The organism is Candidatus Zixiibacteriota bacterium (assembly GCA_040756055.1).
Classification (GTDB): Bacteria; Zixibacteria; MSB-5A5; order GN15; family FEB-12.
Genome location: JBFLZR010000006.1, coordinates 61706 through 84739 on the forward strand (window position 1 = coordinate 61706; position 23034 = coordinate 84739).

Consider the following 23034-nt stretch of genomic DNA (forward strand, 5'->3'; position numbering starts at 1 on the left):
ATTAAGAAATGAGCCGGATAACCAATCTTTTCGCCCGCAACTGGCGAAATATCCATTTCATAATCATCGCGGCACTTTCGGTTATCCTCATGGTAGCGTCCTCTGTTGTCAATCCGGTCGCTGACCAGGTAGTCTTCGCCGTTTTTTACTCCCCTTTCGCGGAAATAAAGAATCACATAACCCAGCTGAGTTCGGTTGCGGAAAAGAACCGTGAGTTGCGCGAGGCCTTGACGCAGGCATCGGTCACGATTGCCATGTACGAGGAAGCTAATCGAGAAAACGAGCGTCTGCGATCGGTGCTGGGTTTCGAGCCGCCGCCCGGATACAGGCTGCTCCCAGCCGAAGTGCTATCTATTACCGGGGCGCCCCTGCCGATGTCGGCGGTGATCAATCTCGGCGAACACGATTCCATCTATGTTGATCAGCCGGTTATAAATCAACAAGGCCTGATAGGCAGGGTGAGTTCGGTAGCTCCGGATTATGCTACGGTGCAACTTCTGACCGATCCTTCAAATCGGGTCGCCGCCAGGATGGCATCCAGCCGCGAGATGGGGATAATCAAGTACACCCTATCGGAAGGGATGATTCTCGACAATTTCCCTATTCAGGGGACTATCGCGGAGGGAGATACGGTGCTGTCTTCCGGGCTCGGCGGAGTGTATCCTCCGGGGCTGGTGGTCGGTACGATCGCGCAGGTGTTACGTCCGGACCAGGAGCCTTTCTGCGAGGTAAAGGTTTATCCGGCGGTGAACTTCTATTCGATTGATGAGCTGTTCTTATTGCGGGAAATCGTGCCATGATCGGACTGATTCCTTATCTGCTGTATTTTTGGCTGGTGGCGATGCACCAGGTGTTCTTAGCCGATGTGACTTCGGTATTCGGTGTTACCATAAATCTATCCGCCCTACTGGTGATCGCGGTGGCGCTGTATAAGCAGGAGATTGAGGTCGGCTGGTTTGGATTTTTTGTCGGCCTGGTCACTTATTCCAGCCTGGTCGGTTCGCTGGGGTGGCATTGTCTTTTTATGGCCGCGTTGGGAGTCGTGGCGTATAACATGCGGACAAAAATGAATCTTGAATCCGTGTACTCGCGGTTGCTGATTGTGTTCGTTGGTGTGTTTATTCAAAACATTTTCGCTCTCGCTGTCATCAAAGCCGACGGCTTCTTTTTACTGCTATGGACTCATGCCCTTACCGGAGCGATCTATACCACGGTGATCGCGTGGGTATTCTTTTTGTTCAAAGAGGAAAAGATAACAATTCGGAAGTTTAAAGCGATTTTTTAGGCTGCATGGAACGATTCAAGCTGTCTCTTGGCGGGAGAGAGAGGATCGGTTACGCGATAGTGCTGATCATCTTTCTGATTCTTTTCAGTGGAGTGGTGAAACTCCAGATATTCGAGCACAGCGAACTGGTTCTTCAGTCTGAGAATAACCGCATCCGGGTGGTGCCGATAATCCCCCGGCGGGGACTGGTAACCGATCGTGATGGGCGAATCGTTATCGACAACCGTCCGTCGTACACGATCTCGGTTGTGCCGGCCGAAGAAGTGCCGGGCAAGACCCTTCCCAACCTGGCGGAGTTGCTCGGGCTGGATACCGCCCAGATACGCGCCCGGATTCAGAAGAACATGGTCAGTCGGTATCAGCCCACGCCGGTCAAGAGGGATATCCCGTTCGAGGCCGTGGCTGTACTGGAAGAGCAGAGCAGCCGCTTCCCCGGCGTGACCTACCAAATGGAACAGGTACGTCAGTATAACAGCGAACTGGGGGCGGAAGTGATAACGGGCTATGTGGGCGAGGTGTCGGAAGATGAGTTGAAAAGGTCCGGGGGCGTGGGGTACCGTCTGGGGAGCATTATTGGCAAGAAGGGTCTGGAAAAACAATACGACAAGGTTTTGCGCGGGCGCGAAGGAACGGCTTATATCGAGGTTACCGCCTCGGGACACATACTTGGCTCCTATGGTGAGCGCCGACCGGTTCCGGCGATTCCCGGCTCCAACCTGATGCTCACGATCGATAACGATCTTCAACGTGCCTGCGCCGAGGCGCTGGATACTTTCTGTTGTGGAGCCATCGTGGCTATGGATCCTCGCAGCGGTGAACTCCTGGCCATGACTTCGTATCCCGGCTATGATGCCAATATTTTTTCATCGGTGATTCCTGAGAGTTTATGGCTGGAGATCAGCAATGATTCGACTCATCCCTTGTTGAACCGTCCGCTGAAAGGCCTGTATCCGCCGGGTTCGACAGTGAAATTCGTAGCCGCCGGAGCGGGCCTCCAAGAGGGTCTTATAACCGAGAATGCCACTTTCAAACCATGTTTCGGAGGAATGCAGTTCGGCAACAGGTTTTTCAGGTGTTGGGATCCGGGCGGTCACGGGGCGCTGACCGTCACGCACGCGCTGGAGCAATCGTGCGATGTTTATTTCTACCAGCTGGGGTTGAAGCTCGGAGTGGACAAGCTCAGCGAATACTACGATGGCTGTGGATTCGGACATCTGACAGGTATTGATCTGCCCAATGAAGATCCCGGCCTGAATCCAAACAGCGCCTGGTACGACAAAAATTACGGCGTCAACAAATGGACGCGCACGCTCGTTTTGAACAATGCCATCGGACAAGGCGAACTTCTGGTCACTCCACTGCAGCTGGCGCAGTTTTTCTGTGGCCTCGCCAACGATGGTATCGTGTATCAGCCTCATCTGGTCAAGAGAGTTATGCATCGGTCAGGCGCGGATATGAACATCTCCCCGCGGATGTCCTTCAAGTTGCCTTTCCATGAGAGAACAAAGGAGGCGCTGTTTGAGGGGCTGCGGCTGGTGGTACAGGGAGAAAGGGGAACGTCGCGAAGGCTGAAAAACAGGTTCTATACCGTCGGCGGCAAAACCGGTACCGCGCAGAACCCTCATGGTGACGACCACTCCTGGTTTGTCGGGGTCGCGCCGCTGGAGGCGCCTGAGATTGTTGTGTGTGCTATAGTCGAGAACGCGGGTCACGGCTCCGATGTGGCCGCTCCGCTGGTTGGCCAGATTATACGGAAATACATGGAAAAGTATCACAGCATTGAGCCTATTGCCGCTGTCAGTCGGGAGGTGACGCCATGACACTGAATTACAGGTCACTCGACTGGAAACTGATAGGGGTGGCGCTGGCCTTGTCCGTGATTGGGATACTGCTGATTATGTCGGCTCAGTATTATGCCGATTCGACTTACCAGCAGCACTACTACCTTCGCCAAGCCCTCTGGCTGGGGATCGCTCTGGTTGTATTCGCGGTGGCAATTCATTTGCCTCTGCGCATTTTCGATTTCACCGCGCCGCTACTTTATGGAGTGTCGCTGGTTCTGCTGGCTCTCGTGCTGGTGGTGGGGTCGGCCAGGATGGGAGCCGCGAGATGGTTCTCGTTTGGGCCAATCAATTTTGCTCCTTCGGATTTCGCCAAGGTCGCCTTGATCTTCCTGCTGGCCCGCTTTTTCGCATACACCAAGTTGTCGATAATCAGCAAGCGACGGCTCGCTATTTCCGCTCTGGCGACTTTGGTTCCCGCCGCCTTGATTCTCAAGCAGCCGGATTTGGGGACATCCCTGGTATTCTTCGTGATTCTCTTCGGCATGTGGTTCTGGTCAGGGCTCTCGCCGGCATACATGATTTTGATTTTGTCTCCGCTGGCTTCTCTGGTGGCGGCGTCCCACTGGTTGGCGTGGTCCATTTATATCATCGTCCTGATCGTGTTCATTCTTGTTTTCAGGCCGGGATTTATTTTCGGCGTGGCTGTCGTCGTCGCCAATCTGGCTTTCGGCGCTGTGACGCCATTCATCTGGGATCGTCTGGCCGACTATCAGAAACTCCGCATTCTCACTTTCCTCGATCCCGGGCTGGATCCGCGAGGGGCAGGGTATCAGATTATTCAGTCGAAGATTGCCATTGGCTCGGGGGGAATTTTCGGGAAAGGCTTTTTGAACGGCTCGCAGACGAGACTTGATTTTGTCCCGGAGCCGCACACGGATTTTATCTTCTCGGTGCTCGGCGAAGAGTTCGGCCTGTGGGGATCTATGCTGGTGCTGTTGCTGTTCAGTTTTATCTTTTACAGGGCAATTCGGATAGCAACGCGTTGTCGCTCGAAGTTCTCATCGCTACTGGTGATGGGCGCCGCCTCGATATTCCTGTTCCAGTTCTTCATAAACATCGGCATGACCCTTGGTTTCATGCCTGTCACCGGCCTTCCGCTTCCGTTCGTGAGCTACGGGGGAACATCGCTGGTGCTTTCGTGGACACTGGTCGCGCTGATAGTATCGGCTGACTATCACTGGCAGGAATATTAGTTTTCTATGGACACGACCGAAGAAAGTCCGGCGATAAGGGCGCTTCTGGCTCTGGCCTTTGGCGCTCTCTGTGTCAGCTTTGCGGCCATTTTCGTGAAGCTGCTGGGGCGCGACGTTCTCGGGCCGACAGCAATAGGCTTTTGGCGGGCGCTCTTCGGCTCCGCCATTCTTTTCACGTGGGTCTTCCTGAAAGGTTATTCTCCCCGGATGTCGGCGCCGATGGTGGGGTTTGCGGCGCTGGCCGGATTTATATTCTTTCTGGACCTGTTCTTCTGGCACCGCTCGATAATCTATTCCGGGGCGGGAATCGCCACTATTCTGGCCAATACCCAAGTCTTTGTGGTGTCGGTTCTGGGATTCCTGCTCTTTAAGGAAAGGCTCAGTGTCATCTTCGTAATCGCGGCTGTCGCTGCCTTTGTGGGGGTGGTTTTACTGATAGGTATTGGAAGTGAAGTCGAATTCAGCACGACTTATCTCAATGGCGTCACTTTCGGTCTGCTCACCGGCGTGGTTTATGGCGGATATATCGTGACGCTGAAGAAAACCGGTCATCGCAAGGACTGCCCGAGTTTTCTTACGGTGATGGCGTGGGTATCGATGTTCACGGCAATATTCTGTGGCGTATCGATGCTGATAGAGTCGGATCCCTGGGTCCCGCCGGATCCTTTTTCAATTCTTATCTTGTTTTCACTCGCGCTGGTGGCGCAGGCTGTGGGCTGGTATGTGATATCGACCACTCTTCCAAAGCTTCGCGCCGCGCAAAGTTCGCTCATACTTTTGCTCCAGCCGGTACTCGCGACCGTGTGGGGGGTGTTGTTCTTTGCTGAGCATCTGGAGCCGCTTCAGGTGTTGGGTGCCGCGGTGACGCTCATTGCGATTTACGTAGGGTCGGTGCGCAAGAAGAGAGTCAGCTACTGACTATTTTTGTTGTCCCCCGTTTTGTTTTGGGGCATACTCTAGCCGGGTTCGACAGTCTTTGACGCAGCATCTTAATGGGACGTCTTCGTCCATACATAATAGCCGACTGATAAATGAAAGGAGAGAGGGATGATCATGCGTGGTAGGGGCACATTTCTTTTGGTGTGTACGCTGGTGGGTATCATGTTCCTGGTACAGCCGGTTGTCGCGCAGAACTATTGGATGTATCCGGGTGAAGGCACAAGCGTCTCACTGGAAGTGTTTAAGCCGAAGTTCGAGGATTGGGAAGGAGTCGAACTCTTGACTTCCGTCTGGTTGCTTTCTGGCCGGATAAAAGCGAATGAGAGAATTGCCTTGATGGTTGACTTACCCATTTCCAATGCGGATGTGGATGGATCTGACTGGGATGAGACGCTTCTTGCGAACCCGTATATAGGTGGTGAATTCGAGATAGGGCCAATTAATCCTAAGGAGTCTTTTATTGCCCGTGTCGGCGTCCGTCTGCCGTTGGCCTCCGACGATAAATATGTAGCGTCCTATGTGGGTATGTGGACCCTGTACGACAGATTTGAGGCGTTTATGCCGGACTTGACAACGGTCATAATGGGTGTTGGCTGGAGTAAGGCTCTGAGCGATGGTGTGGCTGAGTTCGAGGCGAATGTCAATGGCGCCTATATGTTCCCCGGCGATGGTGATTCGGAGTTGTTTGGAGATTACAATATCGCCGTTTGGTTCCCAGTACAGACGCTCAAATTCGGCATAGGTGCGTCCGGCAGAATCATTGTTTCTGAGGACGATCTGGATCTTGGCGAACGCACCGTTCATCATGCCCGATTCGCCGCTAATCTCAACACTGGCAGCCTGAAGCCGGGGATTCAAGTTCAGATACCACTTGAGGAAGGTCTATCGGACATAGTTGATTACAGCTATGGAGTGAGTCTGACCTATTTGATTAAGTAGAGTTCATCCTCATTTACAAAAGAAGGCGACCCGAATGGGTCGCCTTTTATATTACTGCCTTGGTGCCAAATCAGCCGACCAGTACCTTTTCGAGTCGTTCGGTCAGGTAGTCAATTTCCTTTTCCGTGATTATCAGCGGTGGCGACATACGAATAGTATGGCCGTAACTGTCGTTGGCCAGAACGCCGATTTCAAGCAGCTTGCGGCAGAATACCATAGCATCGCCGTTCTTGACCTCGATACCGATGAACAGCCCGGTGCCACGGACTTCCTTTACGTGCGGTGAGCGAGAAGCTATGTCAAGAATACGCTCTTTGAGAATCGCGCCCATGGCGTTCGAGTTTTCTACCAGCTTTTCTTCGACAATCACGTCGATAGCCGCGATACCGGCCACGCAGGCGAGCGGGTAACCACCGTAGGTGGAGCCGTCCTTGCCCGGTTGGAATGCCATATCCATCAGCTTGGTGTTGGTGACGAAAATCGACAGCGGAACCAGACCGCCAGAGATAGCTTTGCCGAGAATGACGCCATCGGGGATTACATTCTCGTGTTCGAAGCAGAACATCTTTCCGGTGCGTCCCAGACCGACTTGAATTTCATCGAACATTAAAAGCAGGTCGTGCTGGTCGGCCAGTTCGCGGAGACCTTTCAAAAAGCCTTTCGGGGCCGGATACATGCCGCCTTCACCCTGCATCGGCTCAACCAGAATACCGCAGGTGTTGGGAGTGATAGCCTTTTTGACGCCTTCGAGGTCGCCATAGTCAACCATCTTGAACCCGGGAGTGAGCGGTCCGAAACCTTCTTTGTATTTCGGGGTGGGGGAGAAGGAAATCGTCGTTATCATGCGGCCGTGGAAATTACGGCTGAAAACGATTACTTCCTGTTTGCCATCCGGGATCCCCTTGGCTTTGTAGCCGTAATAGCGGGCCATCTTGACAGCGGTTTCAACAGATTCCACGCCACCGTTTTTGGGCAGAACCTTGTTGCCGTTATCGCCGAAGCGTGGTCCGAGCTGCGGAACGAGCTGGGCGGCCTTCTTCAAAAACAATCCAAGAGCGTCGGTATACACGACATTGGAGATCACCGAACCATATTTGCCCTGCAGGGCATCTATCACGGCTCCTACGATTTTCGGATGATGGTGACCCTGGTTGGCGGCGGAATAGGCTGCCAGACAGTCGAGGTGTTTCATGTCATCGAGGCCATACAGCCAGGCACCTTCGGCTTTTCTGACGACCAGCCCCAAACGGCCATAGTGATGGGCGCCAAAAGTGCTCTCAAAATTGATGATCTGGTTGTCGGGTATCTGTGATAATCCGAGTCCGGTTTTATTGATGGTGCTAACGTTGTTCATTGGTATCTCCTTTATTTTAAGAGCAAATCAGGACGAATTTATATATATGCCTGAAGATTTTCTGCGCCAAGATAACAGTTTAAATTTAAAACTCAAGGGGTATTTTGGCGGCCATTCGTCCACTTAATCCATTAGTATAAACGAGTTTATGGATGAGGAAGTTTCATGGCGGATGTGTCAAAAGAAGGATTATTCGGCCTCTGTTAAGTTGTTGGCGGATAAGCTCTAAAATGAAAAGGCCGCATTCGGAGAATGCGGCCCTGGTAGTCTGAATCGTACTGTCGTCTAAACGTTGATCAGTTTCGTTCGGTCGGCGATGCGCGAGTCAATTTCGATCACTCTGGTGAAGTCTGCCGATGTTGTCGAGACTTCCGCCGAGTAGAGAGTGAAATGCGCTTTTCCGTCCGAAGTCGGGAATGAGGCGCTTATCGGCACCGTGATCCCGAATTTCTTTTCCAGGAAAGCGATCTCGCTGACCAGTTCATCGAAACCGTTGATCGCCCGCTTATAGCCGAGGCAATTCAGCAGTGTTTTGAACAGGTCGATGTTTGTTTTGCCGGTCATTGGCGCGCCAATCGGGTTGGTGTGCTGTTTAAGCCCCGCCCAGTTGGTAAGGTGTCCCCGGTTCTCCAGATAAGAGGAGAGTGGAAGGAAAACATCGGCCATCTGAACGGTTTCGGTTTTGAACAGATCAGCCACCACGAGGAAATCGAGTTTATCGACAAAGGCGTTAAACTCGGCATCCTTGGCCGGATTCTCCCCAAGAATGATGGCAGCGCGAATCTTGTCTTCGCGCATCTTTTTGGAGAGATTCGCGCCGGACTCTTTCATGGTCTTGGCCAGGTCGGTTTGCCACAGAGCGCCGACATCTTTCAGGGCCTTTTCGTTCGACGCGCTTACGCCGCCGGGAAGCAGGTGCCGGTCAAAACCGACCATCTGCATGCCGGTATAGTTGCACTGACTGCTGGTCAGAACCAACCCGGAGCCTTCAACACCCACCTTACCGAGCATCAGCAGAAGAGTAATCAGGGCCTTAAGCTCATTGTTGGAGCGGTCGATGCGGCTGTCGAGGTTGTAGTAGGCGACGAGCTTCTTTGATGGATCAGCGAGCAGATTGGCTACCGCGTCGATAGTCTCAACAGCCACGCCGCAGACGGAGGCAGCTTCGTCGACATCTGTCTTAGCCAATTCTTGCCTAATCTGTTCGAAATTGGCTGTACGATTTTTGATGAAGTTCTCATTGACCTTGCCGTTCTCAATGAGACGCGCCATTACGGCGTTCAACAATATGGTCGAGGTACCACGGCGCGGGTCTGCCCAGACAGTGGCGTAATCAGCGAGGTCGATTTCGCCGGAATTGATGACCACCGAGGGAATACCTCTTTTGATTCTCCGCTTGAGTTTCCATCCGAGCACCGGGTTCTCGCTGGTCGGGTTGCCGCCGAGGAAGAGATACATGTCAGCGTTAGCGGCTTCATCGCCGTTCACCGTGGCGGCAGTGTAGCCAAGCATGTCGTCGAGCGCGTGGCTGGCGGGATCGGTCGTCATCTTGTGAAAAGATGTCGTGTTATTAGTCCCGATTGCCGCGCGCGCGAGCATACCTGCCAGATACAATTCTTCGTTGGTCAATTTCGGCGATGCCGCGACGAGCGTCTGGTCGCGATCGTTGTCCTCGAACACTTTTTTGAAACCTTTGGTAACGGCGTCAAAAGCTTCTTCCCAGGTCACCTCGACGAGTTTATCGCCTTTCTTGACCATCGGTTTGGTCAGACGGCTCCCGTCGAGATAGTGCCCGTACCCGAAGCGTCCCTTGACGCACAACTCGCCGTGATTGGGCGAGGCATCGGGCGGCGCGCCGGTGACGAAGAACAAGTCGGGTGTTTTGTGATTGATGGTGATGTTACAACCCACCGAGCAGTAGTTGCAGATATTGTAGGTTGTTTCCATCTTCCATGGTCCGACGCGGCGGAACGGCATCTTTTCGTTCAATGCGCCGGTCGGGCAGACATCGATACAATTGCCGCAAGAGACGCAGTTGGTCTCGTGCAGGGCTTTTTCGAGAGCCGGTTTGACAATGGTTTTGAAGCCGCGATTCACGAAGCCCAGCGCCGAAACGTTGAGTATTTCACTGCAAGTCGATACGCAACGGCCGCACCGGATACACTTGTTGGAGTCGATCTTAATAAACGGGTGCCGGGTATCGACTTTGTACTTGCTGTATGCTCCAACGAACCTCGTTTGATCCACGCCGTACTCAGAGCAATAGTCCTGGAGTTGGCACGAGAGAGCAACATCACAGCCGCACTCGGCACATCGGAGCGACTCGGTCATAGCCATTTCTTGGGTGAAGCCGGTTTCGACTTCATCGAACGTCCTGATGCGCTGATCAACTGTCAGTTCGGGCATATGGAGGCGCTGGCTGGTGCCGATATCGGGAAGGTCCTGAGCCGTCATCTTGTGGAAGTTGTCGCGGCGGCTCTCGAACCGTTTGCCGATCGGAGTGATAACATTTTCACGAATGTATTTGTCAATGGCGTAGGCGGCTTTGCGGCCCGCCGCGATAGCATCGATAGCATCGGCCGGTCCGGTGACAACATCACCACCGGCGAACACGCCGGGGCGGTCGGTGTCGAAAGTGCCGTCTTTAGCGATAATTGTTTTCCACTTGGTGAGTTGAATCTTCTGGTCGGCGCTAACGCTATCGAGGTCAGGTTCCTGCCCGATAGCCGATATAATCCAATCAGCTTCGATTGTGTACTCGGAACCGTCGATTACCACCGGGCGACGGCGGCCGGATTCATCGGGGGCGCCCAATTCCATGCGGATACAATCCATGGACACCATGCGACCATCGGCCGTGTTCACCTTTACCGGCGCGGCGAGAAATTCCATCTTGACGCCCTCTTCTTCAGCGGCGACGATTTCCATTTCGTTAGCGGGCATCTCTTTGCGGGTGCGGCGATAGAGGAGAACCACCTCGTCGGCCCCAAGGCGCAACGATGTGCGAGCGGCGTCGATAGCGGTGTTGCCGCCACCGACCACCACAACGCGGCCCTTGATATCCGGGTTGGTTTTCATCTCCACCTGGCGAAGGAATTCCACGCCGGAGAGGACACCCTCGACCTCTTCGTTCTCAACGCGCATCGGTTTTCCGACCTGTGCGCCGAGACCGACAAAGATCGCCTTGAAGCCCTGTTTGAAGAGGTCGTCGATGGTAAAGTCTTTGCCGAGAGTCTTGTTGGTGTGCAGTTCTGCCCCCAGCGACGTGATCCAGTCGATCTCTTTGTCGAGGACAGCCTTCGGCAAACGGTATTCGGGGATGCCATAGCGAAGCATACCACCCGGATTCGGCAGTGACTCGTAAATGACCGGACGGTACCCTTCGAGAATGAGATAGTAGGCAGCCGTCAGGCCGGCCGGGCCGGCGCCGATAATAGCGACAGACTGTCCATTATCCGGTTTGGTTTCGGGGCGCCACATTTCGCCGATCATATCCTGGTCGGCGGCATATCTCTTAAGGAAGTCGATCCCGACGGGGGCGTCAACCAGAGCGCGGCGGCAGTTTATCTCGCACTTTCGAGTGCAGACACGCCCGCAGACTGACGGAAGCGGGTTTTTTTCTTTAATCAACGCCACAGCTTCTTTGAATTTGCCCAGGTTGATTAGCGACATGTAACCCTGGATATCGACATCGGCCGGGCAATTCAGGCGGCAGGGGCCGAAGCAGTCGGCATAGTGGTCGGAGACCAGAAGTTCCAGACAGGTTTTGCGTGCGCGTAGAACCTTTTCCGATCGGGTCCGTATTTTCATCCCCTCGGCGACTTTAGTGGCGCAGGCGGGGAAGAGTCTGCTCTGACCTTCAAGCTCGACCACACACAAAAAGCATGAGCCGAACGGATGGAGTTTGTCGTCATAGCAGAGGGTCGGGATGTTGTCTATGTTCTGTTCACGGCAGACTTTCAGGATGGTTTGATCGGGTGACGCCGTGATTTCTTTTCCGTTGATAGTAAGTTTAACCATGTTTCACCTCAATCCTTAACCACGGCATCGAACCGGCAGACCGTGAAGCATTTGCCACACTTGATACACTTATTCTGGTCAATCATGTGGAGTCTCTTTCTTTCTCCGAATATCGCTTCCGTGGGGCAGGCGGTGGCGCAGACGGTACAGCCGGTACAGTTGTCGTTAATGGTATATGTTAACAGCGAAGAACATACGTGGGCCGGGCATTTCTTGTCGCGAATGTGGGCCTCATATTCCGAGCGGAAATATTTCAGAGTCGTGAGCACCGGGTTGGGAGCGGTCTGACCGAGCCCGCATAGCGATGCCGACTTGATTTGATCGGAAAGCTCATCGAGGTTATCCAGGTCTTCCATCGTACCTTCGCCGGCCGTGATTCTTTCGAGTATCTCGAGCATGCGTTTGGTGCCTATACGGCAGAAGGTACACTTGCCGCAGGATTCGGCCTGGGTGAAGGTAAGGAAGAACTTGGCGACATCGACCATACAGGTGGTTTCATCCATGACCACCAGACCGCCGGAACCCATGATAGCGCCGGTCTTGTTGATTTGCTGGTAGTCGATTTGGATATCGCACATTTCGGCGGGGATACATCCGCCCGACGGTCCGCCCATCTGGACCGCCTTGAATTTCTTGTCGTTTATGATGCCGCCGCAGATATCGAAGATGATCTGGTTGATGGTGACGCCCATGGGCACTTCGACCAGCCCGGTGCGTTTGACCTTGCCGGCCATGGCGAAGACTTTAGTGCCCTTGCTGTCGGCCGTGCCGTAGGCGGCATAAGCATCTCCGCCGTTAAGTATGATCCACGGTACGTTGGCGAATGTCTCGACGTTGTTAATGTTGGTAGGCTTGCCCCACAGACCGGACTGGGCCGGGAAGGGGGGACGGAAGCGGGGCATACCGCGTTTGCCTTCGATAGAAGCGATGAGCGCTGTCTCCTCACCGCACACAAACGCTCCGGCACCTTCTTTGATCTTTATGTTGAAGGTGTAATCGGTGCCGAAGATGTTGTCGCCGAGGAATCCTTTCTTTTTGGCCTGGGCAATGGCCAGGCGCAAGCGGGCGATAGCTTTGGGATACTCAGCGCGGCAGTAGATGTAGGCTTCGTCGGCTCCGATAGCGTAGCCGGCGATTATCATGCCTTCCAAAACCGAGCTGGGGTCGCCTTCCAGAACCGAACGGTCCATAAATGCGCCCGGGTCGCCTTCGTCGGCATTACAGATGATGTATTTCTTTGTGCCTTTGGCGCCGCGGGTGAATTTCCATTTCGTGCCGGTGGGGAATCCACCGCCGCCGCGTCCGCGGAGTCCGGATTTTTCGATCTCAGCAATTATAGCCTCGGGCGACATTTTCGTGAGCGCCTTGCGAGCCGCCTCGTAGCCCCCACGGGCGATATATTCATCTATTGAACCCGGATCGATGACACCGCAATTTCTCAGGACTATGCGCTCTTGCCGGTCAAAGAACCCGATTTCGCGACCTTCGCCGCTGACCAGCCACTCGTCGATAGTAGAGCCGCCGATGATATCATCCTGTACAATCTGTCCGACTCTCTCGGGAGTTACTTCGCCATACATGTGCGAGGTGCCGTTGCCGTTGGATATTTCAACCAGTACTTCGCGATAACACATGCCGATGCAGCCGGTCTCCTGAAGAGTGAAGGCATCGGGATGTTCCTTCAGTTCATCCTGAAAGGCCCTGTAAACCTTCTCGCCGCCGGCCGATATTCCACAGGTCCCCAGTCCGATTTTAACCGTTTTCATAGTATGTCCTTACTCATCCTCGCCGGGGGTTTCTTTTTTCGCTTTATTTTTGTACGTCCGAAGGATCTTGCGCAGCTTGGCCGGCGTAAGACGGCCATAGGTCTCATCGTTGATGACAATCACCGGCGCGAGCGAGCAGCAGCCGATACAGGCAACAGAAAGAAGGGAGAAAGAACCATCGTCCGAAGTCTCATCGTAATCTATGTTCAACTCATCGTTAATCGTGTCAGTTATGGTTTTGGCGCCATTAACGTGGCAGGCCGTGCCGTTGCAGACCTTTATAACGTATTTGCCGAGAGGTTTGGTGCGAAACTGCGCGTAAAACGTCACCACACCGTAGATGTCGGCCGATGGGATGCCGGTGATGTGGCTGATATAGTCAATGGCCTTTTCGGAGATATATCCATAGGTGTCCTGCGCCGATTGCAAAAGGGGAATCAACGCCCCCGCCTGACCATCGTACTTCCATAAATCGACATTGAAGTTCTTGAGGTTATCTGTAGTTCGCTGAGCCATCAGGGGATCTCCTACATTCTATCCAGAAAGATGATGCGGTCTTGCTTGAGACGAAGAATACCGTCGAGCGGCCGAATACCATGGTTTACTATGCGATCAATCTTATCAAAAGTCTCGCCTTTGACCAGAGCCACCAGGTCACAGGCGCCGGTGACGGGAGTGCACTTTTGAACGGCTTCGTTTTTTTCAAGAAGGCTCTGCACGGTCTGTTGCTGGAAGCGTTCTGTCTCGATAAACACGTAGCTGTATGATAATTCCGGCGCCAGTTCGGTCTCGCCGTTGGCATCGGACTTGAACTCGCACAAGGAAAGACGGGTGCACCCATCCAATTTGCGGATTTGTTCAATCGCTTCAGGATCGTTTGAATTCAGCTTCAAAACCAGATTGAAATGACCATCAACGGCATCCCAACTTTGGATCTGTTTTATGCCGCCGATAGATTCAACAGCGGGAAGCAGTTTGTTTCGGTCGTCAAATTTGACCAGAACATACGCTCCGGTGCTCATTTGATCTCCTTTCCCCAGGTGGTCGGAGAGCTATACACTACTGGATTAGTATTGTTTTTCGCGTCAAAAGTCAAGTGTCGGACCCTCAATGGCTTGAGAATTCTTTCACAAAATGTTGAATAAAACAAAGTCACAATTAAACCTTTTTGGTTTTTAGAAAACAAGACACAAAATTAAGTCTCACAGCCCCTTTTGTCAATCGTATTTTCCCTGTTTTCCGGCAACTTTCGCCCGAAAAGCGACCATTCTCCCGCCAATTTAAGGGCAGAAAATTTTACTGTGGCGTAGAGTATTCGGTCCGTCAGGAGACTGGGCGTAGCTTGATGGAAAATGTGTTGGTTTGACCCGGCGATTGCGCTTATATATGAACCGTGGCGTTAAACAGTCAATCGATCAAAGAGCTTGCGGCCGCTTGCGGCTTCGACTTGTGCGGGATAGCCACGGTCGATGTCATTACGCCGGCGAAAGAACGCCTTTTTCAGTGGCTGGATAAGGGTTATCACGCTGAGATGGAGTGGCTGGCTCAGAACACCGAGCGCAGAACCGATCCATCGAATCTGGGTGGGGGCCTGCGGTCCGTTATAATGCTCGGCCTGAACTACTACGTCGAAAACAGCCCCACGATGCCGGATGGGTTTGGCAGGGTGTCGCGATATGCGCGAGGGAGAGATTATCACAAAGTCTTTACGAAGAAGACGGAGCACCTGATTTACAAGCTGAAGCAGCGCCTTGAGGCCGACACAAAACACGATTTCAAGTGGTGGGTTGACTATGGTCCGTTTATGGAAAGGGCGTATGCGGCCAAAGCCGGGCTGGGGTTTATAGGGAAAAACACGATGCTGATCAATCGCGAGTATGGTTCGTGGGTATTTTTGGCTGAGATAGTGACGACCCTGGAGCTTGAACCGGACGATCCGACTGCGGTCAGACACGGGCAATGCGGCGCCTGCCGGCTGTGTATTGACGCTTGCCCGACCGGGGCAATTCTGGAGGAGGGGATAGTGGATTCCAGCAAGTGTATTTCTTACCTGACAATCGAACGGCCGTCGTCGATCGACGAAGACCTCCAGCGCAAAATGGGAGACTGGTTGTTCGGGTGCGATATTTGTCAGGATGTCTGCCCCTACAATAAGAGGGCCAGATTGACCGCTCATGCCGAATTCAGGTCTGATAAGGGGGTGGGGGAGTTTTTGGATGCCGCCCGTGTTCTCGCCCTTGAGACGCGCGAACAGTTTCTCGAACTTACTGCCGGAACGCCGCTCACCAGGCCGAAACTCGACGGTTTACAGCGTAACGCCCGAATTGTCCTCGCAAATGGCAAACAGTCCCGTCAGACTTAAAAAAACTCGTACGGGGCGAGCCACTTTTTTGGCTGCGGGGGTTGCCATTCGGCTTCAAAGTTCATAATTTAGCGCATGGCCAAAATAGCACCATCGGTTCTCGGCGCCGACTTCGCGAAACTGGGGGATGAAATTCGCGACGCCGACCGCTGCGGCGTGGATTGGCTGCATCTGGATATCATGGACGGGCACTTTGTCCCCAATATCTCGTTCGGACCCGCCATCGTAAAGACTATCGATAAAATCACCGACAGATATCTCGACGTGCACCTGATGCTATCAGAGCCGGAGAAATATTTCGATGCTTTCGTTAAGGCGGGCGCCGATGCGATTACATTTCACATTGAAGTCCATCCCGAACCAGCAGAATATGCCCGCCAGATTAGAGCCCTTGGGGTCGAGGCGGGATTGTCGATAAATCCCGATGCCTCTGCTGACAGGGTTTTGCCCTATCTGGAGCATTTCGATTTGCTTTTGGTGATGTCGGTTTTTCCGGGATTCGGTGGGCAGGCTTTTATCGAGTCGGCTCTCGATACCGTGAGAGCGGCCAGGGAGCATATCGATGCCAACGGACTCAAAACCGTAATCTCGGTCGATGGCGGGGTTGACGCCGGTAACGCGAAGCGTGTGGTCGAGGCGGGGGCCGATATTCTGGTGATGGGTTCGGCTTTTTTCAGAAGTGCCGAGAGGGAAGCCCTGACAAAAATGGTTCAGGCGCTCTGACGCGGCGCGATTTGCGATCAGGAAAGTAGTTTGTTTTCATATTTGTAATCCGTACAAGGAAAGATAAACAGGTCATGACAGAAAAAGTTGCGAAGGAAGACGCTGTAATGTTTGACTCATGGCGGGGCTTTACACAAAAGGGGCTCTCTGAGGACTGGTTTGAAAAACTGACCGAGATGGCCCGTATAGCACGCGGCAATATTTTAAAGATGACAACTCTGGCGGCCTCCGGCCACCCCGGCGGTTCCATGTCATCAATCGAGATGTACATGGTGCTTTATCATCTGGCTAAGGTCGACCCCAAAAATCCCGGCCGTGACGATCGTGACCGAATAATAATTTCCCACGGACATACTTCCCCCGGCGTGTACAGCGCTCTCGCGTCAGCCGGTTTTTTCGATATTGATGATGCCATCGCGGGATTCCGTCAGGCCGGCTCTCCATTCGAAGGACATGTCGAACGCTCCGTCCCCGGCGTCGAATGGGGAACGGGTAATCTGGGCCAGGGGCTGTCGGTCGGGATCGGCAAAGCTATCTATGGCCGTCTGTCGGGAAGAGACTTTCACACCTATGTGGTGATGGGCGATGGAGAGCAGCAGAAGGGGCAGATTTCCGAATCACGCCGTATCGCCGTAAAATACAAGCTGTCGAAACTGACAGTTCTGATCGATTACAATCGTCTCCAGATTTCCGGCGGTATCGATGATATCATGCCGCAAAATATTACCGATGAGTGGAAAGCCGACGGTTGGCAGGTGGTCGAAATAAACGGACATGACTTAAACCAGATTTACGATGCTCTTTATGACGCGAGGCGTAACGAAGGAGCGCCGATGATGATCCTGGCGCATACGGTGATGGGCAAGGGAGTGTCGTTTATGGAAAACGACGCCGGGTTCCACGGCGCGCCGGTCAAGGAGGATCGTCTCGACGAGGCCCTTAAAGACCTCGGGCTTGAGAACGATCTGGAGAAGTATCGTCAGAAGCGCGCCGCCGGTGTAATCGGACGCCAGCCGCTGAAGCGCCCCGAATACCCGAAGGTCGCAACCGGTGAGCCGACCACGTATGCACCCGACGCAAAGGTCGACAACCGCAGCGCCTTCGGTACGGCGCTGGTGTCGGTGGCCGATGCCAACATGGGCCGTGATAATTTCGTTATGGGTGTGTTCGATTGTGACCTCGCGTCGTCAGTAAAAACCAATGGTTTCGCCAAAAAATACCCCCACAACTTCTTCCAGTTTGGCATCACCGAACATAGCGTGGCCACCACGACGGGATCGCTTTCGGCTGAATCGGCTATCGGCGTTTGGGCGGATTTTGGCGTGTTCGGTGTCGACGAAACATATAATCAGGCTCGCCTGAACGACATCAACCATGCCAACGTGAAGTTGTTTTGCACTCACTGCGGAATCAACGTGGGCGAAGATGGTATGACCCACCAGTGTATAGACTATTTCGGACTGTTGAATTCAACATACGGATGGAGAGTCATCACCCCGGCCGATCCGAACCAGACCGATAGAGTGGTACGTCATGTGCTGGCGAATTCCGGCAATTTTGCCGTGATCATGGGACGGTCGGTCATACCCATTGTTACCGATGAATCCGGCAAGCCGTTCTTCGGCGGTGGCTACGAGTATAGATACGGCCGGATGGATAAAATTCGCTCCGGTCAGAAGCTGGCGTTGGTCGCGGCCGGCAACATGCTGTTCGCGGCGCTGGATGCCTGGAAGATGGCAAAAGAAAAGGGTCGCACGGTTGCGTTATATTCCGTATCTGACTGGAGTGATTTGCATCCCGATGACCTCAAAGAGTTGGCGGGATACGAGAATGTGGTTGTTGTCGAGGACCACAATGTGAAGACCGGGCTCGGCACGGCGATTGGCGCCGCGATGTTCGAAGCGGGTCTTCGCACGAAACTTACAAAGCTTGGCGTGAGCCGCTATGGAGCATCGGGGAAGCCGTCCGAACTGTACAAGATGCTCGGCATCGATGCCGGCTCTATTGCCGCCAGGATAGAAACGCTTTTGGAATGATAGCGGGCTATATAACAGCTGTTACGACCGATCTTGCCAGAGTGGCTGTCCATGGTGGACGGCCACATCTGGTGAACCATCGAAGCTTCACCAACGCCGACTTCACCAATTTCGATTCTATCCTCAGCCTCTATCTAAGAAAGTACAAAGCCGACCGCGATATCGCCTGTTTCGGTGTCGCCGGTCCGGTTATCGATAACAAAGTTACCGCGACAAATATCCCCTGGAAAATCACCGGTCGGGGCATCGCCAAAGAATATGATTTCAAAGAAGTCAGGATCATGAACGATCTTGTCGCGACCGCGCACGGGCTGTTTGAACTCGATGATGATAAGTTCATCGTGATCAATCAGGGCAAGAAAGTCAAGAACGGCAATATTGGTCTGCTCGCCCCCGGTGTGGGGCTTGGGGAAGCGCTGGTGTTCTGGGATGGCGGGAAATATTGCCCGTACGCGTCGGAGGGCGGCCACGTCGATTTCTCGCCCGGTAATCAGCTCGAGACCGAGCTGTGGGAATATGTTTACAGCAACCAGGGGTATGTCGAGGCGGAGGACATAATCAGTCTGCCCGGGCTGGGGCACATCTATGAATTCATGCTGGCGACGGAGCGCGCCACGAAGGCTGATTGGTACAAGAAAGCGAAACACGAAGAAGCCAAGCTTATCGAAAAGGCCCTGGCTGGTGAGGACAGTATTGCCGAGAAAGCGCTCGACATGTTTGTCGATTGCTGTGCTTCGGAGGCGGGCAATCTGGCTCTGAAAGGCATGACCCTCGGCGGCATTTACCTGGGTGGGCCGATAGCGCCGCAGATTATGACCGCCCTTGACAAGGGCCGGTTTATGGAACGATTCGCGAAAAAGGGCAAGATGGAGTCGCTCCTGAGCAATGTTCCCGTTAGTCTGATCATCGATGAAAAGACTGCTTTGCTGGGAGCCGCCAGAATTGTCGCCGGGGCGGTTGTCTGATGAGGAACTGTATTCTTTTCGTTCGTGGTACCTACCGCGCAGGTCATCTCGGCTTTTATAAGCGTCTCTGCCATTCCAAAGTCAGGATCGCGGTTGATGGCGGCTACAGCTTTTTCAAAAGAGCGGGTCTCAGGCCCGATGTCTTGATGGGGGACTTCGATTCGGTTGCAGGCCTTCCCAAGAAATTATCGCCCCAGACCAGAGTTATCAAATTTCCCGTCAGAAAAGACAAAACCGACAGTCAACTGGCCGTCGAGTACTGCATCGAGCACAAAGCGCGAAACATAGATATCGTGATGCCCGGTGTCGGGGATATGGACCATTTCATCGGCAACCTGATGCTCCTGACATCTTCGAAAGTCACTGACTGGGTAAAAAGTGGGGGGAAGATTCGCATACTCAGTGCGAGAGGAGAACTGCGTTTTGTTAAAGACGGTGGCGCGATTTTTCGAAATGCTGTCGGGGATACGGTGTCGGTGATACCGCTCTCACAAAGAATCATCTTGAGCTGGACCGGTACGGATTATGATGTTGAGAAGGTCAGTTTGAGGCGAGGGGAGAGCCGGAGTTTGCGCAACCGGGTCCGAAGTCGTCGGGCGATCGTGACCGTGGAGGGGGAGGCGTTCATTTGGCGTGGCTTTGCCGGTAAACCACGAATCGACTGATAGTTGGCCTGCCGACAATGAAGAAAATTCTTACTGCTTTCGATATATTCATTACTTGACAAAGGGTCATTGTTTTGTATATTCGGGGCTGTTTCGGGCCACTGGCCCTTTGATATATAGTCTTTACTGGGAGATCGTCCAACGGTAGGACATGCGGCTCTGGACCGTAGAATCGGGGTTCGAATCCCTGTCTCCCAGCTTTTTATTGCAGGTTGTCCCATATCTTCTTCCTCTCGGCAGAGATGCCTCGATTGAAAGTTGGTTTCCCGTTGACGGATTCAGATACAGCGTTATATTTACATCTATACTCGCCTTACCAAACCGCCAAGTGGTCTGGCACTTAAAATGTCACCGTTGAATAAACAATGAACTACCGCATTCTTTGATCGACTGATGCAAAAGGAGCACATTATGAAAATCAGTACCGTGTTAATCGCTTTGGCTTTAATCGCCTGCCTGGCCGTAATGGCTTTCGCCGATGGCGAAGGATACCAATGGAAAAAGGGTCCGGTCGACCCGGGCGATGAGTGGATTGTCCCAACCTGCACTCGAATAAGCGGCACGCCGGCCGTGACCTACACTACCGACGATGGCGTCACGATGGCGACAACATCGCTTCTGAGGGGAATCGTGTATACCTATGGGCTGGTCGCTCTCGATGAGGCCAATGTCCTGCTCGCATCGAGCATGACCTCCCAGGGAACCTCCATACTTCGCTCCGACGACGCCGGCTGCAGCTGGAAAGAGGTCACCTTGCTTGGGGTTAACGAACTGTTATTGCTCAAAGCGGCTCCCGGTGGGAAAGCCTATGGTTATTCGCGCGGCCGTGATACGTTCTATCGCATCGAGGGACAGGCGGTCTATACCCTGACAGCTCCGAACAAGGTGTACGGACTGGCGGTGGATCCGGAAGACGCCATGCATATTCGTTTCGGCAGCATGGATTGCCAGATTTATGAGTCGTTCGACGGCGGCGCCAGTTTTGCCTTGCTGGGCGAACCGGCCAATACCGGCAACGGGATATTCTATGATTTTGCGTTCGACCCTCAGAACTGGGACAACGCTCTCTGCGCCAGTATCGGCGCGTGGCGGTCGACCGATGCCGGGCAGACCTGGTCCACGGTTGAACCGTTCGACAAGATCGATATAGACATTGTCTTCGAATTCTTGTACTCGCCATCAAACCCGCAGCGGGTGTGGGCGCGGGCCAATCTGGAGACGATGGGCGCCGGATACCGCGACATTCTTGTCTCGGGCGACGGCGGAGCCACTTTCCAGACAGCGGTGCGTCAGCTCGATGTTGCCTTAGACCAGAACGGTATCGAGCGAAACGTCATTCTCACCAACCAGCCGCCAATGGCCGTGCACCCGGTTGATGACGCAGTGTACTTCGTGTATGGATCATACATATATGATTATGGTACCGATCTGTTCAAGTATAATCTGAGAGACGACGAACTGACGGCCGCTCACACTGACGCGCTTGACGGAATCGATGCTATGGCTTTCAACCCGATTGATCCATCGGTGATGTATCTCGGGCTGGAAGAAGAAGGCACCGGCAAACTGCAGGCGCCGACGACGACTGTTTCGCAGACAGAGCTTCGGGTGAACGCCGCTCCGAATCCGTTTAATCCCGCGACCCGGTTAAGTTTCTATCTGCCGCAAGCCGGTCACGTAAAGTTGGAGGTGTTCAACATCACAGGTCAGAAGATCTCGACGGTGGTCGATGCCGACATGGTTGCCGGTGAGCACACGGTGATGTGGAACGGTAGCGAATGCGCCAGTGGTATCTATCTGTATCGTCTGGAAGCGGGGCAGCAGTCACTTACCAAAAAGATGGTGCTTTTGAAATAAGTCAGCTTGATTGGATGTTTTATAGATTGAGAAGCTCCCGCCGTATGACGGGAGCTTTTTTTGTGAGAAGGAGTGCTGTCATTTGTTCGGTATACGGTAAGTTATTCAGAAATAGCCGTGTTGCCGGGTACCGGTGCCAGTGTCGTCTTAAACCAGATTTCCTGTTTCTGCGGCATGTTCCGCCCACCGGGGGGGCCGCCACCCATGCCCCCGGGCCTGTCACCGGGGAATCCCCCACCCGGCATACCGTCATCGGGAGGCATACCACCGCCGGGCATACCTTCAGTACGATCGGCAATCTGCTTTCGAGCATCGTCGAAATTCACTTCACCCCAGACAGCGCCGATCGAAATTGTGCGACCCGGCTGACTGTCAATTCCGTAATGCCTCACGATGCTCTCCCCAAGAGGAATGGCGAACTCGTAGCAGTAGAATCCCATACTGGTGTCATAGACAGCTTTTGGACCCTGGTCACCCAGCGGTGAGATGGACATTTCAGCGATGCGGTCCTTGACATAACACAGCAGTCTATCGGGCTGCTCGCCATCGGGGGGGCCGCCAAACCGCTCCCTCATCTGAGGTCTCTGATCGTCACCGTTCTGTTCTTCTGGGGCGCCCATCGGACCGCGCATATCGGTCATTTTTGGTCCGGCATAGAATTTTACGTAAAAGTCTTTGTTCTTTGATCCCTCGTTATCGACGTAAATCGTCAGGCCGGTTCTCTTGATCAGTCCGGCGTACTTGGGGTCGCGGGTGCGGAGTTGGATGTACAGGTTGTCAGCCCCGTTACAAAGGCCGACCACCGCTGACTGATCTTCAAAATAGGTTGTGGGCAGTCCGCTCCAGTCGTCGATTTTACCATCGACAGTTATACCCTTATCAACCCAAACGCTCCTCAACTCTTGCGATTTGCACGCAAGGGTGAGTGCAACTATACCTGACATTAGCAAGAAAGCGATCAATTTGCGGTTGCGGCTTATGGCTCTTTTATGCATTTACCTCTCCTGATATGCAGCCAAATTTATTCGTATATGTTTATACGACAAACGCGATACGGAAAAGGATTAATTGTCGGGTTTTGCGAAG

At 53.4% G+C, this 23034-nt stretch carries 18 protein-coding genes and 1 tRNA gene; 13 read left to right on the plus strand and 6 right to left on the minus strand.

The window, feature by feature from the left end; genetic code table 11:
- The first annotated feature begins 8 nt into the window (after window positions 1-8).
- The 6 genes from mreC to AB1483_11845 all read left to right on the plus strand — a co-directional run bounded on the left by mreC (window position 9) and on the right by AB1483_11845 (window position 6200).
- Window positions 9-800, plus strand: coding sequence for a rod shape-determining protein MreC (gene mreC, locus AB1483_11820; protein ID MEW6413137.1), 792 nt, complete (start codon window positions 9-11; stop codon window positions 798-800).
- A complete protein-coding gene (locus AB1483_11825; GenBank protein ID MEW6413138.1) occupies window positions 797-1285 on the plus strand; it encodes a hypothetical protein in 489 nt (162 codons plus the stop codon). The genes mreC and AB1483_11825 overlap by 4 nt, the downstream gene beginning before the upstream one ends.
- 5 nt (window positions 1286-1290) lie before the next feature.
- Window positions 1291-3105 carry a penicillin-binding protein 2 gene (gene mrdA, locus AB1483_11830; protein ID MEW6413139.1) on the plus strand — a complete coding sequence of 605 codons (1815 nt, stop codon included), beginning with the start codon at window positions 1291-1293 and terminating at the stop codon, window positions 3103-3105.
- Window positions 3102-4322 (plus strand): rod shape-determining protein RodA, encoded by a 1221-nt coding sequence (rodA, locus tag AB1483_11835; protein ID MEW6413140.1) that lies wholly within the window; start codon window positions 3102-3104, stop codon window positions 4320-4322. The genes mrdA and rodA overlap by 4 nt, the downstream gene beginning before the upstream one ends.
- Window positions 4323-4328: 6 nt before the next feature.
- Window positions 4329-5240: a DMT family transporter gene (locus AB1483_11840; protein MEW6413141.1), complete on the plus strand. Its 912-nt coding sequence runs from the start codon at window positions 4329-4331 to the stop codon at window positions 5238-5240.
- A gap of 135 nt (window positions 5241-5375) precedes the next feature.
- A complete protein-coding gene (locus AB1483_11845; GenBank protein ID MEW6413142.1) occupies window positions 5376-6200 on the plus strand; it encodes a hypothetical protein in 825 nt (274 codons plus the stop codon).
- 70 nt (window positions 6201-6270) lie between these two features.
- Here the strand turns inward: AB1483_11845 and rocD are convergent, their stop codons facing one another.
- From rocD to AB1483_11870, 5 genes are all read right to left on the minus strand, one after another.
- Window positions 6271-7554, minus strand: coding sequence for an ornithine--oxo-acid transaminase (gene rocD, locus AB1483_11850; protein ID MEW6413143.1), 1284 nt, complete (start codon window positions 7552-7554; stop codon window positions 6271-6273).
- 285 nt (window positions 7555-7839) lie between these two features.
- Window positions 7840-11574, minus strand: a complete 3735-nt coding sequence (locus tag AB1483_11855) for a molybdopterin-dependent oxidoreductase (GenBank protein ID MEW6413144.1) — start codon at window positions 11572-11574, stop codon at window positions 7840-7842.
- A gap of 8 nt (window positions 11575-11582) precedes the next feature.
- On the minus strand, window positions 11583-13340 hold the full coding sequence (nuoF, locus tag AB1483_11860) for an NADH-quinone oxidoreductase subunit NuoF (protein MEW6413145.1): 1758 nt from the start codon (window positions 13338-13340) through the stop codon (window positions 11583-11585).
- 9 nt (window positions 13341-13349) lie between these two features.
- Complete coding sequence (gene nuoE, locus AB1483_11865; protein MEW6413146.1) at window positions 13350-13856, minus strand: NADH-quinone oxidoreductase subunit NuoE; 507 nt, start codon at window positions 13854-13856, stop codon at window positions 13350-13352.
- 11 nt (window positions 13857-13867) lie between these two features.
- Window positions 13868-14362 carry an Lrp/AsnC ligand binding domain-containing protein gene (locus tag AB1483_11870; GenBank protein ID MEW6413147.1) on the minus strand — a complete coding sequence of 165 codons (495 nt, stop codon included), beginning with the start codon at window positions 14360-14362 and terminating at the stop codon, window positions 13868-13870.
- Window positions 14363-14733: 371 nt separating this feature from the next.
- On the opposite strand from AB1483_11870, the gene queG reads away from it, so the two are divergent.
- The 7 genes from queG to AB1483_11905 all read left to right on the plus strand — a co-directional run bounded on the left by queG (window position 14734) and on the right by AB1483_11905 (window position 21948).
- Window positions 14734-15702 (plus strand): tRNA epoxyqueuosine(34) reductase QueG, encoded by a 969-nt coding sequence (gene queG / locus AB1483_11875; protein ID MEW6413148.1) that lies wholly within the window; start codon window positions 14734-14736, stop codon window positions 15700-15702.
- A gap of 75 nt (window positions 15703-15777) precedes the next feature.
- Window positions 15778-16425 (plus strand): ribulose-phosphate 3-epimerase, encoded by a 648-nt coding sequence (gene rpe, locus AB1483_11880; GenBank protein MEW6413149.1) that lies wholly within the window; start codon window positions 15778-15780, stop codon window positions 16423-16425.
- A 74-nt stretch (window positions 16426-16499) separates the two neighbouring features.
- Window positions 16500-18461: a transketolase gene (locus tag AB1483_11885; protein ID MEW6413150.1), complete on the plus strand. Its 1962-nt coding sequence runs from the start codon at window positions 16500-16502 to the stop codon at window positions 18459-18461.
- Window positions 18458-19426 (plus strand): glucokinase, encoded by a 969-nt coding sequence (gene glk / locus AB1483_11890; GenBank protein ID MEW6413151.1) that lies wholly within the window; start codon window positions 18458-18460, stop codon window positions 19424-19426. The genes AB1483_11885 and glk overlap by 4 nt, the downstream gene beginning before the upstream one ends.
- Window positions 19426-20091 (plus strand): thiamine diphosphokinase, encoded by a 666-nt coding sequence (locus tag AB1483_11895; protein MEW6413152.1) that lies wholly within the window; start codon window positions 19426-19428, stop codon window positions 20089-20091. The genes glk and AB1483_11895 overlap by 1 nt, the downstream gene beginning before the upstream one ends.
- A gap of 127 nt (window positions 20092-20218) precedes the next feature.
- Window positions 20219-20289, plus strand: a tRNA-Gln gene (locus AB1483_11900).
- Between the two features lie 213 nt (window positions 20290-20502).
- A complete protein-coding gene (locus AB1483_11905) occupies window positions 20503-21948 on the plus strand; it encodes a T9SS type A sorting domain-containing protein (protein ID MEW6413153.1) in 1446 nt (481 codons plus the stop codon).
- A 101-nt stretch (window positions 21949-22049) separates the two neighbouring features.
- Here AB1483_11905 and AB1483_11910 read toward each other — a convergent pair whose 3' ends face one another.
- The gene (locus AB1483_11910) at window positions 22050-22943 is read right to left on the minus strand and encodes a hypothetical protein (protein ID MEW6413154.1); all 894 of its coding nucleotides are present in this window, start codon (window positions 22941-22943) and stop codon (window positions 22050-22052) included.
- Window positions 22944-23034: the final 91 nt, after the last annotated feature.

Excerpts from the sequence above, each read along its gene's own strand:
- mreC (MEW6413137.1), top strand. The coding sequence starts at position 9 with ATGAGCCGGATAACCAATCTTTTCGCCCGCAACTGGCGAAATATCCAT.
- AB1483_11825 (MEW6413138.1), top strand. The coding sequence starts at position 797 with ATGATCGGACTGATTCCTTATCTGCTGTATTTTTGGCTGGTGGCGATG.
- mrdA (MEW6413139.1), top strand. The coding sequence starts at position 1,291 with ATGGAACGATTCAAGCTGTCTCTTGGCGGGAGAGAGAGGATCGGTTAC.
- rodA (MEW6413140.1), top strand. The coding sequence starts at position 3,102 with ATGACACTGAATTACAGGTCACTCGACTGGAAACTGATAGGGGTGGCG.
- AB1483_11840 (MEW6413141.1), top strand. The coding sequence starts at position 4,329 with ATGGACACGACCGAAGAAAGTCCGGCGATAAGGGCGCTTCTGGCTCTG.
- AB1483_11845 (MEW6413142.1), top strand. The coding sequence starts at position 5,376 with ATGCGTGGTAGGGGCACATTTCTTTTGGTGTGTACGCTGGTGGGTATC.
- rocD (MEW6413143.1), bottom strand. The coding sequence starts at position 7,554 with ATGAACAACGTTAGCACCATCAATAAAACCGGACTCGGATTATCACAG.
- AB1483_11855 (MEW6413144.1), bottom strand. The coding sequence starts at position 11,574 with ATGGTTAAACTTACTATCAACGGAAAAGAAATCACGGCGTCACCCGAT.
- nuoF (MEW6413145.1), bottom strand. The coding sequence starts at position 13,340 with ATGAAAACGGTTAAAATCGGACTGGGGACCTGTGGAATATCGGCCGGC.
- nuoE (MEW6413146.1), bottom strand. The coding sequence starts at position 13,856 with ATGGCTCAGCGAACTACAGATAACCTCAAGAACTTCAATGTCGATTTA.
- AB1483_11870 (MEW6413147.1), bottom strand. The coding sequence starts at position 14,362 with ATGAGCACCGGAGCGTATGTTCTGGTCAAATTTGACGACCGAAACAAA.
- rpe (MEW6413149.1), top strand. The coding sequence starts at position 15,778 with ATGGCCAAAATAGCACCATCGGTTCTCGGCGCCGACTTCGCGAAACTG.
- AB1483_11885 (MEW6413150.1), top strand. The coding sequence starts at position 16,500 with ATGACAGAAAAAGTTGCGAAGGAAGACGCTGTAATGTTTGACTCATGG.
- glk (MEW6413151.1), top strand. The coding sequence starts at position 18,458 with ATGATAGCGGGCTATATAACAGCTGTTACGACCGATCTTGCCAGAGTG.
- AB1483_11895 (MEW6413152.1), top strand. The coding sequence starts at position 19,426 with ATGAGGAACTGTATTCTTTTCGTTCGTGGTACCTACCGCGCAGGTCAT.
- AB1483_11905 (MEW6413153.1), top strand. The coding sequence starts at position 20,503 with ATGAAAATCAGTACCGTGTTAATCGCTTTGGCTTTAATCGCCTGCCTG.
- AB1483_11910 (MEW6413154.1), bottom strand. The coding sequence starts at position 22,943 with ATGCATAAAAGAGCCATAAGCCGCAACCGCAAATTGATCGCTTTCTTG.